The following is a 13,632-nucleotide window of genomic DNA, read 5'->3' as shown; positions in this document are numbered from 1 at the left end:
TGTTCAGATGCCACGCATCTCGCCCCTGTCACCGAAGGAATGGCCCAAGGAGTTCCGCACGGCCCTGGCGGCACTGCGTCCGACCAACGCGCGGTACGCCCCGATGTCCACCGAGAATCGCCCCAAGGGCCTCAATGTGCTGGGCACCTGGGCTCATCACCCCGAGCTGGCGCAGGCGTACTTCACCCTCAACGGACACGTCTTGATGGCGACCACGCTGTCCGAGCGGCAGCGTGAACTCCTCGTCCTTCGGGTGGCCGCGGTGCGCAAGTCGGGCTACGAGTGGGCGCAGCACGTCTTCGTGGGCCGCGACGTCGGACTCACCGATGAGGAGATCGGCCGCATCGCCTACGGTCCGGACGCGCCGTTCTGGAGTGAGTTGGACGCCGCGATGCTGCGTGCCGTCGACGAGCTCATCGCCGACGGCGGCATCAGCGCATCGACGTGGGAGACGCTGACCGCCGAACTCGACGTCAAGCAGGTGCTGGACCTGATCTGCACCGTCGGCACCTACGAGACGCTGGCCCGCGTCTTCGCCTCGTTGGAGGTCGAGATCGACGGCGATATCAACGAGCTGATGCAGCGCTACGACGAGTTGTTCTGAGCCGGGGTTTGGAGGGGCTCGTTTGCGGCCACTCTGCGACGGTGGAACAACAGCGCACCCCGCCGCCGACGCCAAGGGACGCCACCAAGGCGACCGAGGAGCAGCGCGAGCTTCAGGATCAGCTGGAACACCAGAATGACGACCCGGATGCGCCGGCTCGGCACCAGGATCGACACGGTATCGCCGACGAGACCTAGCGTCAGTCAGATCTAGCGCTCGTTCGGCGCACCCATTGACAGCAGTTCTCGTGCCTTGATCGCCAACCACATCTCGGCGCGGGAGTCTGCGGACTCCAGGGAGCAGTTGGTGATCTCGCGGATCCTCGCGAGGCGATTGCGCATGGTGTGGCGATGGATACCTATTGCGGCGGCAGCGCTTTCGATGTGCCCGTTTGCGTGCAGGTATGCCTCGAGCGTGTCGATCAGACCGATCTCGGGTGAGTTCTCGGCTCGGTCGTGCTCGTCGAGCGGTTCGAGTTGTCGGGCCATGAGTTCGAGTTCGGCACTGGTCCGGTTGCCGAGGATGACGCTGAAGACACCGAGTTCTGCGAAGCTTCTGACCCGATCCTCGTCGGGGCCGCTACGCATTGCCGCCTGTGCCTGGCGCAGGCCCTGGCCCAGATTGCCGAACGTGCCCGGCAGGCTCACACCCCCGCCGAGCCGCCTCTGCAGCCGGGTGCCCAGGGCCTGATGAATGTCGTTGGCGGCAGTGCTGTTATCGGCGGGCAGGACGAGGTTGATCTCGTCAGCCCGCGAGGCCATCAGGTAGGGGGTCGCGAGGGTGCCAAGGACGTCCTGGGTGTGTCTCTCGGCGGCGAGTGCCGGCCCGGTGTTGCTCAGCGCGACGACAACGGCCGACTGTTCCGGGTCGAACCCGAAGTACCGCAGGAGCCCCGGGTCGATGATGGCATCCTGTGCGAGCACCGCTTGGGCCACGGCGGCGCGGAGCCGGTGCTCGGCGTCGAGAACCTTTGCGGGTTTGTCCATTTCGATCGAGATCAGGGACACGGCGTGCGCGACGAGCAATCTGTCGAGCGGCGACAGCGGGGCGTCGCGTCTGACTGCGAGGTGACCGCGCAGCGTCGGTGTCGCCCGTAGGGCCTGCAGCGTGCAGTATCCGACGTCATCGGCGAACACGCGGCTGGCCTGGTCGCGGGTGGTGCGTGTCGGGGGGCGCTGCAGGTGCTGGCTGCAGAGATGCGCCACACGGCTGCTGTCGGGCCCGGCGGCCGCTAGGGTGCTGGCGTCAGTGGCCAGGACTATGACGGTGGCCGACAGGGATGTGCTGAGCGCGCTGACCACCCCCGGTATCCCGTTCTTGAGGGCCTCGCGTGCCATCACCTCCTGCTGGTCAACGATGCGTTGGACGGATCGGAGTTGATCGGCGGTGACCTCGTCGATGACCGCCCGTGTGATGGCGATGAACGGAGTGCGTGCGGGCACTGCGATCACGGGCATTCCGAGCGCGTCACCCGCGACGATGATCCCTGCCGGCACCTCGGCGAAGCTCGTCCCGGTGTCGAAGGCCAGCGCCGCGACACCGGCCGCCGAGAGGCGGGCGAGGTAGTCGTGCTGCTCGAGATCTGTCGTGCCGACGTTCATGCCCGTCGTCATGACGAGTTCGCCACCCGAGAGATAGGGCGTGGGGTCGGCGAGTTCGATGGCATGTGCCCAGACGATGGTGCGGTCGGTGTTCTCTCGGCCAGCGACCAGTGTCAGCCCAAGATCGGGGTGTTGCACCAGGCGGCGCACGGTCATCGTCACGGCACAGCCTAGAGGCGATGCGAGGAGACGAGTCGCGTGAGATTCACCAACACCGTTCTGATGCTAATCGCATGCGGTGATCGGTGCTGTCATCTCTGGGCGTCACCACCCAGTCTGGGTGGGGCGCTGCGGTAGGTGGGCGGTGTGCGGGACATCGAGATTGGGTTGGCGACCTGTGGTGTGTGACTGCCGGGCACGGCCACGGTGGGGGCCAGCCCGAGCTTCTCGGCGAAGGCGAATGCCTCGGCGATGTCGTTGATGGGGCCCGCCGGCACGCCGACACCGGACAGTAGCGCGTACCAGTGGTCGGCGCCTTGGCTTTTCAGCGTGGTGGTGAGGATGTCGATGAGCGCGTCGCGGTGGCGCACGCGCAGCGCGTTGGAGCTGAACCGATCATCCTCGATGAGCCAGTCCAGCTCTAGGGCGCGGGCCAGCAGCGCGAACTGCTTGTCGTTGCCGACGGCCAACGCGATGGGCCTGTCCGCCGTTGAGAACGTCTGGTACGGCGCGATACTGGGGTGCCGATTGCCCATGATGGCGGGCGTGGCAGCCGCGCCGAGGTAGCCCGAGGCCTGATTGACCAAGGAGGACAGCAGTACTGACAGCAGATCGGTGTCGATTCGCTGTCCTTCGCCGGTGCGGTCGCGGTGTGCCAGGGCGAGCAGGATGCCGCTCAGTGCGTGCACGCCGGCGAGCACGTCGACGAGGGCGACACCCACCTTGGTGGGTTCGCCGGGGCCGGGGCCGGTCATGCTCATCAGCCCGCCGACCGCTTGAACGAGCAGGTCGTAGCCGGGTAGGTCGGCACCGCCATCGCGGCCGAAACCAGTTATGGCGCAGTAGATCAGGTTTGGGCGCAGAGCGCTCAGGGTGTCGTAGCCCAGGCCGAGCCTCTCCATGGTGCCGGGACGGAAGTTCTCCACGACGATGTCGGCGCCGGCCACCAGGTCGCGGGCGCGGGCGACGTCTTCGGGGTCGGTGAGGTCGAGCACCACTGAACGCTTGTTGCGGTTGACGGCATTGAAGTAGGTGGCCACCCCGTCGGAGTCATACGGTGGTCCCCACTCGCGGGTGTCGTCGCCGACCCCAGGGCGTTCGATCTTGATGACATCGGCGCCGAAGTCGCCCAGCATCATGGTGGCGTACGGTCCCGCGAGCACGCGGCTGAAGTCGACGACGACAATCCCGTCGAGTGCGGCACTCATGGACGTGCCATTCCGCCGCGCAGGTACACCGTGGTGGTGTGGGTGAAGAACTCGCGTGCGGCGCCGCCCTGCTCCTTGGGGCCCAGACCGCTCTTCTTAGCGCCGCCGAACGGCACATGGGGGTCGGCACCGGCGGATTCGGAGTTGACGTGCAGCACCCCGACGTCGATGGTGTCGATGGCCCGCATGGCGCGAGTCAGGTCCTGGGTGAACACGGCTGCCGACAGGCCGAACTCGCTGTCGTTGGCCAACGCGAACGCCTCGTCATCGTCGGCGGCGCGTCGCACGGCCAAGACGGGGCCGAACAGTTCGTCTGTCCATATGTCGGCCGGCGGTCCGGTGAGTTCCACAACAGTGGGGGAGATGAAGTAGCCGCCGGCCAGCTGCCCGTCCAGATCCACTGACCCGCCGGTCAGCAGCGAGGCACCCTGGCTGGTCGCGGTGGCGATGCCGGTGCTGATGGACTTGTGCGCCGAATCGTTGACCACCGGTCCCATCTGGGTGGAATCGTCGGTCGGGTCACCCACGATGAGTGCGCGGGTCTTGCTGGTCAGTGCGTCCAGGAAGCGATCCGCGATGCCGTCGGTGAGGATCAATCGCGATGTGGCGGTGCACTTTTGGCCAGTGGAACGGAACGCGCCGAGCATCACCTGTTCGAGGGCGAGATCAGCGTCGGCGTCGTCGAGGACGATGGCGGCGTTCTTGCCGCCCATCTCGCACTGCGCCGGCACCCCGCGCGCGGCCGCCGCGGCGGCGATGCGCCGGCCGATCCCGGTGGAGCCGGTGAAGGTGATGGCATCGACGCCAGAGTGATTGACGATACCGTCGCCGAGATCCGAACCGCCGATCAGCAGGTTGAGCACACCCGCGGGCAGTCCCGCGGCGCTGAGCGCACGCGCGAGGTGCGTCGCCAGCAGGGGCACCGTGCTGGCCGGCTTCCACACCACGGTGTTGCCGTAGACCAGGGCGGGTGCGATCTTCCAGGCCGGGATCGCGATCGGAAAGTTGAACGGGGTGATGACACCGACCACGCCGACGGGTTTGCGGGTCACCAGGATCTGCTCGCCGCGTCGCGGTGAGGAGTAGATCTCGCCGGACTGACGATCGCCCTCGTTGCCGTAGTAGCGCAGGATCTGGGCGGCGCGGCGTACTTCGCCGACGCCCTCGGCCCTGGTCTTGCCCTCCTCGGTGGCCAGATCCAGCCCCCAGTCCTCGGCGTGGCGGTCGATGACGTCGGCGGCCGCCAGCAGCACCGCCCCACGCTCGTGGATCGGTGTCGCGCTCCACCCGGGCAGGGCATCGGTGGCGGCAGTGACCGCCGTGTCCAGGTCGGTCGCGGTGGCCGCGCCCCCGTGGGCCACGATGATCTCAGGCCGGGCGGGGTTGAGGCTTCGCAGTTGTTGGCCGGTGCCCGAAATCCACTCACCGGCCACCAGGTGCTGCAGTTCCACGGGGGTGTAGACAGTCATGGTTGTTCCCATTCAGGTTGCGGCAGAGGGTGATCAGCGGAAAGCGGCTTGACCGGTGAGGGCCTTTCCGATGGACAGCATGTGCATCTCAGAGGTGCCCTCGTAGGTCAGCACAGATTCGAGGTTGTTGGCGTGGCGAAGCGGAGAGTACTCCAAAGTGATTCCGCTGCCGCCCAGCAGGGTTCGGCATTCCCGGGCGATGGCGATCGCTTCGCGGACGTTGTTGAGCTTGCCCAGTGAGACCTGCTCGGGGCGCACGCCCTCGGCGTCCTTGATGCGGCCCAGGTGCAGCGCCAGCAGCATGCCCTTGCCCAGTTCCAGTGTCATGTTGGCGAGCTTCTCCTGGGTCAGCTGAAAGCTGGAAAGAGGCCGGTCGAACACGTCGCGGGTGCCGGTGTAGGCGATCGTGGTCTCCAGGCTGTCGCGGGCCGCGCCCAGCGCACCGAACACGATGCCGAAACGGGCCTCGTTGAGGCACGACAGCGGTGCGCTCAGACCGGTCGCGTGAGGCAGCTGGGCCGAGGCGGGCAGACGGACGTTGTCGAGCACCAGCTCGGAGGTCACCGATGCGCGCAGCGACAGCTTCTTGTGGATCTCGTTGGCGGTGAAACCGGGTGTGTCCGTGGGTACCAGGAAGCCCCGGACACCGTCGTCGGTCTGGGCCCACACGGTCGCCACGTCGGCGAGGTTGCCGTTGGTGATCCACATCTTGGTGCCGTTGAGCACCCAGTCGCTGCCGTCGCGGCGGGCGCGGGTGCGCATACCGGCCGGATTGGAGCCGAAGTCGGGCTCGGTGAGGCCGAAGCAGCCGATCGCGTCGCCTGCGGCCAGCTTGGGCAGCCACTCGCTCTTCTGCTCCTCCGAGCCGTAACGGTGGATGGAGAACATCGACAGCGAGCCCTGCACCGAGACGAAGCTGCGGAAGCCACTGTCGCCGGCTTCGAGTTCCAGACACGCCAGGCCGTAGCTGACGGCATTGGTTCCGGCGCAGCCGTAGCCGTCGAGGTGCATGCCCAGAACGCCGAGGTCGCCGAACTCCTTGGCCAACTCCCTGGGCAGGGTGGCGGATTCGAACCAGCCCTCAACATTGGGCTTCAGCCGCGAATCCACGAACTTGCGCACGGTGGCGGCGATGTCGCGTTCGTCGTCGTCGAGCAGACGGTTGGTGTCGAAGAGCCCCAGCGGCGTGTAGGTCTTCTCGGCACGGGAGGCGGAGGTGATGGTCATGGGTGGCTCCAGGTGGGTGCGAGGTACTGCGTACGGGTGGGGTGCGGTCAGAGTTGCGCGAAGGCGTCGCGGACGACGTCGAGGCCCTCGGTGAGCAGCTCATCGGTGATCGACAGTGGCGGCAGGAATCGCAGCACGTTGCCGAATGTGCCTGCCGTCAAGGTCAATACGCCGTTGTCCTGGCAGTGCCGGGTGACCGCGGCGACGGCGTCCCGGTTGGGGGATGTTCCGCCGGGCACGACGAGTTCGGCGGCGATCATCGCGCCGCGGCCGCGGATCTCGCCGATCACCTCGGTGGTGGCGGCGATAGCGCGCAGTTCGCGCACCAGGATCTCGCCAACGGCCTTGGCGCGGTCGAGCAGGTGGTGGGTGTCGATCTCGTCGAACACTCCGAGGGCGGCCGCGCACGCGACGGGGTTGCCGCTGTAGGTGCCGCCGATGCCGCCGGCGTGCGCGGCGTCCATGATGTCCGCGCGGCCGGTGACCGCGGCCAACGGCATACCGCCGGCCAACCCCTTGGCGGTGGTGATCAGATCGGGCACGATCCCGTCGTGCTCGCTGGCGAACCACGTTCCGGTGCGCGCGATCCCGGTCTGCACCTCGTCGGCGACGAGCACTATGCCGCGGTCGCGGCAGAAGTCGGCGACCGAGCGCAGGAACCCGTCGGCGGGCACGATGAAACCGCCCTCGCCCTGGATGGGTTCGATCACGACGCACGCGACCGCATCGGCGCCGATCTGGGCGTCGATGAGTTGTGCGAACTGGCTGAACGCCTCGGCCGCGCAGTTGTCCGGGCCCGAGGGCCAGCGGTAGGGGTAGGCCATCGGCGCTCGGTACACCTCGGGAGCGAACGGGCCGAAGCTGTGCTTGTACGGCTGGTTCTTGGCGGTCATCGTCATCGTGAGCAGCGAGCGGCCGTGGAAGGCGTGGTCGAAGACCACCACGGCGGGCCGCTTGGTGAACGCGCGGGCGTACTTCACGGCGTTCTCGAGCGCCTCGCTGCCGGTGTTGAACAATGCCGTGCGCTTCTTGTGGTCGCCCGGGGTGATTCGGTTGAGGACCTCGGCCACCTCGATGTACGGCTCGTACGGCGTCGCCAGGAAGCACGTGTGGGTGTAGCGGGCCAGCTGTGCGGCGGCGCGTGACACGACCGCGGGGGCGGCGTTGCCGACCGTCGTCACGGCGATTCCGCTGCCGAGGTCGATGAATGAGTTCCCGTCGACGTCGACGACGACACCACCGCCGGCAGCCGCGGCGTACACGCCTGCGCCGCTGGCCAGGCCGGCGGGCAGTGCGGCGGTGCGTCGTGCGGCCAGCTCGCGGGATCGCGGCCCGGGCACCTCGGTTATGAGCCTGCGTTCCTGGCGGAGGCCGGGGCCACCCACCACAGTGTCGATCATCGTCATCCCGATCGTCCCTTCACGTCGATGTGTGGTCAGCGTAGGAACGTCGACCGCCCGGCCCTATGGCCGAACTGGACAACTGCGAGGCTATCTATATCCATATCGGCGATGCCTCGATCGAGCGCGCTATCTGCGACGGGCGGCGGTGCCACCGGGCCGATCGCCGGCATCGACTGCCCAAGCAGCGGCCGGAATCAATGTCGTAGGGTCGCCCAGTAAGATCCCCGATGATCCATCGAGGTGGACCCGCCTCCGTAGCTCAGTGGTAGAGCAACGCTCTTGTAAAGCGTAGGTCGTCAGTTCAATCCTGACCGGGGGCTCCATCAATCGGCATGGCGCTCGGCGTCAGTCCTCTTGGTCGATGACCCGCTGCGAGGTGACGGGTTGCGGTGCGGGGCGGCGCCCCGGCCGACGGCCAGGGAATGGGATCCGATCAGCGATATTGCTCAGCGGGTTGACCACCTGGCTGAGTGTGACGACGGCGTCGTGCAGTGCATCAATGGTGGGCGCAAGGGCCTCAAGGCCCGGTGCCAGTCGGTTCAAGGTGTCGGCGACATCGGCCAGCTGCTCCAGCGGTCCGTTGCGCGCCGTGAGCTTGTCGATCAGGCCGCCCTCGGCCAGCAGGCGATCCGCCAGACCGTCCTCGGCGAGCACCCGCTCGATGAGCCCCTCCTCGTCGAGCAGTTGATCGACGAGGCCGCCGGGCTCGATGGCGCGCATCAGCCCGCCGTCCTCCTGGGTGAGCCGGTCCAGCGCTCCGCCGGGTGCGGTCAGCTTGTCGACGACGCCTCCTGGCCGCAGTAGCCGGTCAAGCGGGCCGTCGGGCGCCAGCGCACGGCCAAGAGGCTGGTCGTCGTCGATCAGATGGGCGATGCGGTTGGCCCGCGCCACGGCGTCGTCGAGGCCCATCATCTTCGCGACCGAGCCCGGTCCGGCCGCGCCCGCACCGGGCTCGCCGAGCGTTGCCCTGGCCATGCCCAGTGCTCCGGTGGCCATGCCGATGCCGACGTCGGCGACCGCGAGCCCGACGCGCGCCGGGGCCATGGCCAGGTCCACCAGCGTTTTGCCGAGGTTCATGACATCGAGTCTATGACCGGCGTCACAGTTCGCCAGGGTGAGGGGTGTCGTGGCAAGCTGAGAGAATTCACAGGAAGCTCACAGCGCCTGCGCAGTTCCTATCGCAGCTAAAGGGTGGAGATTGATCGCATGGCCATGCCAGCAATTACCGAGAATGTTCCAGAGGCGCGGGTGCTCGTTGTCGACGACGAGACCAACATCGTCGAACTGCTCTCTGTGAGCCTGAAGTTCCAGGGCTTCGAGGTGCACACCGCGTGCAGCGGACCCGCAGCCCTCGACAAGGCACGCGAAGTGCGACCGGATGCCGTGATCCTCGACGTGATGATGCCGGGGATGGACGGGTTCGGCGTGCTGCGCAGGCTGCGAGCCGATGGCATCGACTCCCCGGCACTGTTCCTGACCGCGCGGGACACCCTGCAGGACAAGATCGCGGGACTGACGCTCGGCGGCGACGACTACGTGACCAAGCCATTCAGCCTCGAGGAGGTGGTGGCGCGCCTTCGTGTGATCCTGCGGCGGACGGGACGCGGTGTCGAGGAGACCCGCAGCGCCCGACTGTCGTTCGCCGACATCGAACTCGACGAGGACACCCACGAGGTGTGGAAGGCCGGTGAGCCGGTCTCGCTGTCGCCGACCGAGTTCACCCTGCTGCGCTACTTCATCATCAACGCAGGCACCGTGCTGTCGAAGCCGAAGATCCTCGACCACGTCTGGCGCTACGACTTCGGTGGCGACGTCAACGTCGTCGAGTCCTACGTGTCCTACCTGCGACGCAAGGTTGACACCGGCGAGAAGCGGCTACTGCACACGTTGCGCGGCGTCGGCTACGTGCTGCGCGAGCCGCGGTAGCGCGCCCTGATCGAGGGAATGGCGACACTGCGCGGGCGAGGGATTCCACTCCGGGTCGGGCTGGTGGCCGCGACCCTGGTTCTGGTCGCCTGCGGACTGTTGGCCTCAGGTGTTGCCGTCACGTCGATCATGCGACACAGCCTGATCAGTCGCGTCGACCAGTCCTTGCTCGACGCATCCCGTGGCTGGGCGCAGGCGCCCCGGCGCGCCCCGGCTGCCCCCATCGAGGGCCCCAACCCGGCACGGCCACCATCGGACTTCTACGTGCGGGGGATAGATCCCGAGGGAGACAGCTGGATTGCGGTCAACGACCGCGATGCCGAACCCGTGCTGCCCGACGACAACGACGTCGGGCCGGTGCCCGTGACGGTGGGCTCGGTCAACCACTCGGGGGTGGAGTGGCGGGCGATGACCGTGCGCGGCATACGCGGCGAACTCACCACGGTGGCCATCGACCTGTCCGAGGTGCAGTCCACGATGCGCGCGCTGACCTGGTCGCAGGTCGGCATCGGTGTCGCGGTGCTGCTGGTGATCGGCATCGCCGGTTTCGCCGTGGTGCACCGCAGCCTGCGACCGCTCGTCGAGGTGGAGCAGACCGCGGCCGCGATCGCGAACGGTGAACTCGACCGACGCATCCCACAGCGCGACCCCCGTACCGAGGTGGGCCGATTGTCATTGGCGCTCAACGGCATGCTCGCTCAGATCCAGCACGCGGTCGCGGCATCGGAGCTGTCGGCCGAACAGGCCCGCACCTCCGAGGACCGGATGCGTCGGTTCATCACCGACGCCAGCCACGAGCTGCGCACCCCGCTGACCACCATTCGCGGGTTCGCCGAGCTGTACCGCCAGGGCGCCGCCCGTGACATTGAACTGCTGATGAACCGCATCGAGAGTGAGGCTCAGCGGATGGGCCTACTCGTCGAGGATCTGCTGCTGTTGGCCCGGCTCGACGCGCAGCGACCGTTGGAGCGTCGCCGGGTGGACCTGCTGTCCCTGGCCAGCGACGCGGTGCACGATGCACGGTCGGTGGCGCCCAAACGGGATATCGCGATGGAGGTCTTCGACGGCCCTGGCACACCCGAGGTGCTCGGTGACGAGGCCAGACTGCGCCAGGTTCTGGGCAACCTCGTGGCCAACGCCCTGCAGCACACGCCGGAGACGGCGCGGGTCGCGATTCGGGTGGGCACCGACGGGGACGCCGCCGTGCTGGAGGTGTGCGACGAGGGCCCCGGCATGAGTCGCGAGGACGCGCATCGAGTGTTCGAGCGGTTCTACCGGACCGACTCATCGCGGGCGCGCACCAGTGGCGGCACAGGTCTTGGGCTCTCGATCGTCGACTCGCTCGTCTACGCGCACGGTGGCCGGGTCAGCGTCATCACCGCGCTCGGCGAGGGCTGTCGGTTCAGGGTCAGCCTGCCGCGCATCGCCGAGGTGGCGGTGCCGGTCGGTTGAACGTCAATCCAGTTCGGCCAGAGCGGCTTTGATCTTGGTCTGTGCCTCGTCGAGGGATTCCGGCGACGGGTTGCGGTCGACGTTCGCGAAGCCGAAGTCGGACAGGTTGCGAGCGGGGAACACGTGGACGTGCAGGTGTGGCACCTCGAGGCCGGCGATGATCACACCGGACCGCTCCGTTCCGAAGGCCTTGCAGACGGCCTTTCCGATTCGTTGCGCCACGCTCATCACGTGCTGGAACGCCGCAGGATCGACGTCCTGCCAATTGTCGATCTCGGCCCGTGGCACGACCAGCGTGTGGCCCTGTGTCATCGGCTCGATGGTCAGGAACGCCACCACGTCGTCGTCCTCGTAGACGAAGCGGCCGGGCAGATCCCCGTTGATGATCATGGTGAATACGGACGCCATGACCCGAGCATGCCAGACCGTCACACCGTCGTTCAGAACAGTGGTCGCCCTGACGTTGCTGAACCGATTTGGCACTGGTCACGTCCGGCCGTATCCTGGTTGGATTCCTCGCACTCACCGGAGAAGGGAGCCGTGTGACGACTCCCATCGCTCTCCCTCGAGACGCGGAATCGTTCCGCCCGGACACCGTCGACGGCCAGGTGGCCGCCGTGGCCGCCAGTCTCAGGGCCCGGATATCCGAGCGCCTCGCGGATATCCCGCTCCCCGTTGATGATCCATCGACGATCGTCGATGCCCTGTCGGGCGGGAAGCACCTGCGCGGGCGGACTGTGTTCCTGATTGCTCACGCGTTCGGTGCGCCTGATCTGAGATTCGCCATCGACGCCGCCGTCGCTCTTGAGTTGCTGCACACCGCCTCGCTGGTTCACGACGACATCATCGACGGATCTCGATTCCGCCGCGGGCAGCCATCACTGCACTCCGCCGCGGACGAGGCCACCGCGATCCTCATCGCGGATCTGCTCATCGCCATGTCGTTCGAGACCGCGGCACTCCTCGGAGAGCGTGCCGTGACTCCGCTCGCCCGCGCCTTCGGGCAGCTCTGCAGGGGGCAGCTGCTGGAACCGGCGCTTGTGTGGAGCGACGAGGCCCGGCCCGCGATCGAGGACTACGCGACGCTCAAGACCGGCGCGCTCTTCGGAGCGGCCTTCGAACTCGGTGCCATGGCTGCCTCCTGCGACACGGCGTTCCAGGACCGCATGTGCAAGGCGGGCGAACGGCTCGGTCTCGCATTTCAGCTCTCCGACGACCTTCTTGATGTCAGAGACGACGCGCTGAACCTCGGCAAGGATCGCGGCGCCGATCTCCGCAACGGAGTTCCCACGATTCCTCTCTGGAGCGCTTATCGCCGTCTCGTCGATCGCGGTGAGACCCGTTCGGCCGCAGACCCATCGCTGCGCGACGCTCTGGCCGAAGAAGCGGGTTCGGATCGCACACTTCATTCCACGACGGAGCGGATCCGCGCTCTGATCGAGGAGTCGCGGGCGTTGCTGCCCCCGGCGACGCAGTCCGAGGCACTCGACCTCACCGTGCGCACAGTCCTGGGCAGTCTCGAACAGTTCTCGAGCACGGATCCCGAGCCCGAGGTTCCGTGAGATCCCGCCGCATCACCATCAAGGACGTCGCGCATGAAGCCGGCGTCTCCATCGCCACGGCGTCGGAGTCGCTGAACGGCAAGGGGCGCGTCGCTCCCGCTACCCGTCAGAACGTAATCGACGTCGCGAATCGCCTGGGGTACACGGCGAACCGGATCGCCAAGAATTTGAACGCGGGCAGGACCGGCTCGCTCGTGCTGACAGTCTCCCCGATGGCCGTGCAGTCCTCGTCCGCAGATCTGCAGCCCGAGTGGGACATCGAATACTATTTCCGGGTCCTGAACGGGGCGACCGCCGAAGCCTTCCAGCGCGGGTTCCTTGTCTCGATGCTCCCCTCCCACTCATCCTCACAGGCGTTCCTCTCTGCGGCCGACGGCCTCATCGTCGTTGACCCGAGCGATGACGATCCGCTGCTTGCCGAAGCCGCGCACGCCGGCTTGGCCTGCGTCACCATCGGCCGGAACTCCGGTGAGTTCAGCTGGGTGGACAACGACTTCTCCACGGGCACGACGACGGCTCTCGCTCATCTCAACGCGGTCCGCAGTTCGCGAACGGCGCTGTTTCTGAGCGAGACCAGTTCCTCCTATGTGCGCGACGAACTCTCCGCGTATCTCGATTGGTGCTCGACAGTCTCGCTTGAGCCCATCATCATCCGCTCGCCCGGTCCGCGTGTGGATGAGGCCGAGCCCGTGATCCGGGCCGCGCTCGCATCGCCCGACCGCCGTTTCGATGCCGTGCTCGCCACTCTCGACACCCTTGCCTTCGCCGCTGAGCGAGGTGCGCACCTGCTGGGGATGGCCGTCCCCGAGGACCTTCAGGTGGTCAGTCTCACGGATAGCCGCTACCTCGACTACGGCCTTCAGAAACCCATCACCGCGCTCGATCTGCACCCGGTACGGCTGGGCCAGGTCGCGGTTGATCTACTTCTCTCCGCGCTGGACGGTGAGGCCGGTCGGCGACGCGAACTCGTGAACGCATCGCTGACCGTGCGGGAGTCGACGCTCGCGGACTGACGTGTCAT

At 67.2% G+C, this 13,632-nt stretch carries 13 protein-coding genes and 1 tRNA gene; 7 read left to right on the top strand and 7 right to left on the bottom strand.

Annotated elements, in window-relative coordinates; all coding sequences use genetic code 11:
- Positions 1-7 precede the first annotated feature (7 nt).
- Positions 8-604, top strand: a complete 597-nt coding sequence (locus tag ABIA65_RS12395) for a carboxymuconolactone decarboxylase family protein (protein WP_241403041.1) — start codon at positions 8-10, stop codon at positions 602-604.
- A 41-nt stretch (positions 605-645) separates the two neighbouring features.
- Positions 646-801 carry a hypothetical protein gene (locus ABIA65_RS12390; RefSeq protein ID WP_354523672.1) on the top strand — a complete coding sequence of 52 codons (156 nt, stop codon included), beginning with the start codon at positions 646-648 and terminating at the stop codon, positions 799-801.
- 12 nt (positions 802-813) lie between these two features.
- Here ABIA65_RS12390 and ABIA65_RS12385 read toward each other — a convergent pair whose 3' ends face one another.
- The 5 genes from ABIA65_RS12385 to gabT form a co-directional block, all read right to left on the bottom strand.
- Positions 814-2,361: a PucR family transcriptional regulator gene (locus ABIA65_RS12385; RefSeq protein WP_354523771.1), complete on the bottom strand. Its 1,548-nt coding sequence runs from the start codon at positions 2,359-2,361 to the stop codon at positions 814-816.
- Between the two features lie 95 nt (positions 2,362-2,456).
- Entirely contained in the window at positions 2,457-3,572 is a 1,116-nt protein-coding gene (locus ABIA65_RS12380) for a CaiB/BaiF CoA transferase family protein (RefSeq protein ID WP_354523671.1), read from the bottom strand.
- Positions 3,569-5,041 carry an aldehyde dehydrogenase family protein gene (locus ABIA65_RS12375; RefSeq protein ID WP_354523669.1) on the bottom strand — a complete coding sequence of 491 codons (1,473 nt, stop codon included), beginning with the start codon at positions 5,039-5,041 and terminating at the stop codon, positions 3,569-3,571. The genes ABIA65_RS12380 and ABIA65_RS12375 overlap by 4 nt, the downstream gene beginning before the upstream one ends.
- A gap of 33 nt (positions 5,042-5,074) precedes the next feature.
- The gene (locus tag ABIA65_RS12370; RefSeq protein WP_241403045.1) at positions 5,075-6,268 is read right to left on the bottom strand and encodes an acyl-CoA dehydrogenase family protein; all 1,194 of its coding nucleotides are present in this window, start codon (positions 6,266-6,268) and stop codon (positions 5,075-5,077) included.
- A 47-nt stretch (positions 6,269-6,315) separates the two neighbouring features.
- Positions 6,316-7,668, bottom strand: a complete 1,353-nt coding sequence (gene gabT / locus ABIA65_RS12365; protein ID WP_502919555.1) for a 4-aminobutyrate--2-oxoglutarate transaminase — start codon at positions 7,666-7,668, stop codon at positions 6,316-6,318.
- Positions 7,669-7,919: 251 nt separating this feature from the next.
- Here gabT and ABIA65_RS12360 point away from each other — a divergent pair.
- A tRNA-Thr gene (locus ABIA65_RS12360) sits at positions 7,920-7,994 on the top strand.
- Positions 7,995-8,016: 22 nt separating this feature from the next.
- On the opposite strand, the gene ABIA65_RS12355 is transcribed toward ABIA65_RS12360, so the two are convergent.
- Positions 8,017-8,748 (bottom strand): hypothetical protein, encoded by a 732-nt coding sequence (locus ABIA65_RS12355; protein ID WP_241403047.1) that lies wholly within the window; start codon positions 8,746-8,748, stop codon positions 8,017-8,019.
- A gap of 129 nt (positions 8,749-8,877) precedes the next feature.
- Here ABIA65_RS12355 and ABIA65_RS12350 point away from each other — a divergent pair, with 129 nt between their 5' ends.
- Together ABIA65_RS12350 and ABIA65_RS12345 are read left to right on the top strand one after the other, a co-directional pair.
- Complete coding sequence (locus ABIA65_RS12350) at positions 8,878-9,597, top strand: response regulator transcription factor (protein ID WP_241403048.1); 720 nt, start codon at positions 8,878-8,880, stop codon at positions 9,595-9,597.
- An 18-nt stretch (positions 9,598-9,615) separates the two neighbouring features.
- Positions 9,616-11,049, top strand: a complete 1,434-nt coding sequence (locus ABIA65_RS12345) for a sensor histidine kinase (protein WP_354523667.1) — start codon at positions 9,616-9,618, stop codon at positions 11,047-11,049.
- Between the two features lie 3 nt (positions 11,050-11,052).
- On the opposite strand, the gene ABIA65_RS12340 is transcribed toward ABIA65_RS12345, so the two are convergent.
- Positions 11,053-11,457 (bottom strand): HIT family protein, encoded by a 405-nt coding sequence (locus ABIA65_RS12340; protein ID WP_354523666.1) that lies wholly within the window; start codon positions 11,455-11,457, stop codon positions 11,053-11,055.
- Between the two features lie 134 nt (positions 11,458-11,591).
- Between ABIA65_RS12340 and ABIA65_RS12335 the strand changes: the two genes are divergently transcribed.
- Together ABIA65_RS12335 and ABIA65_RS12330 are read left to right on the top strand one after the other, a co-directional pair.
- On the top strand, positions 11,592-12,611 hold the full coding sequence (locus ABIA65_RS12335) for a polyprenyl synthetase family protein (RefSeq protein WP_354523665.1): 1,020 nt from the start codon (positions 11,592-11,594) through the stop codon (positions 12,609-12,611).
- Positions 12,608-13,624 (top strand): LacI family DNA-binding transcriptional regulator, encoded by a 1,017-nt coding sequence (locus ABIA65_RS12330; RefSeq protein WP_241403052.1) that lies wholly within the window; start codon positions 12,608-12,610, stop codon positions 13,622-13,624. Before ABIA65_RS12335 ends, ABIA65_RS12330 begins: the two co-directional genes overlap by 4 nt.
- Positions 13,625-13,632 lie beyond the last annotated feature (8 nt).

The sequence above is a fragment of the Mycolicibacterium sp. 624 genome, assembly GCF_040548615.1.
GTDB lineage: Bacteria > Actinomycetota > Actinomycetes > Mycobacteriales > Mycobacteriaceae > Mycobacterium.
The sequence above is the reverse complement of the archived record's forward strand: the minus strand, read 5'-3'. Positions and strand labels throughout refer to the sequence as shown.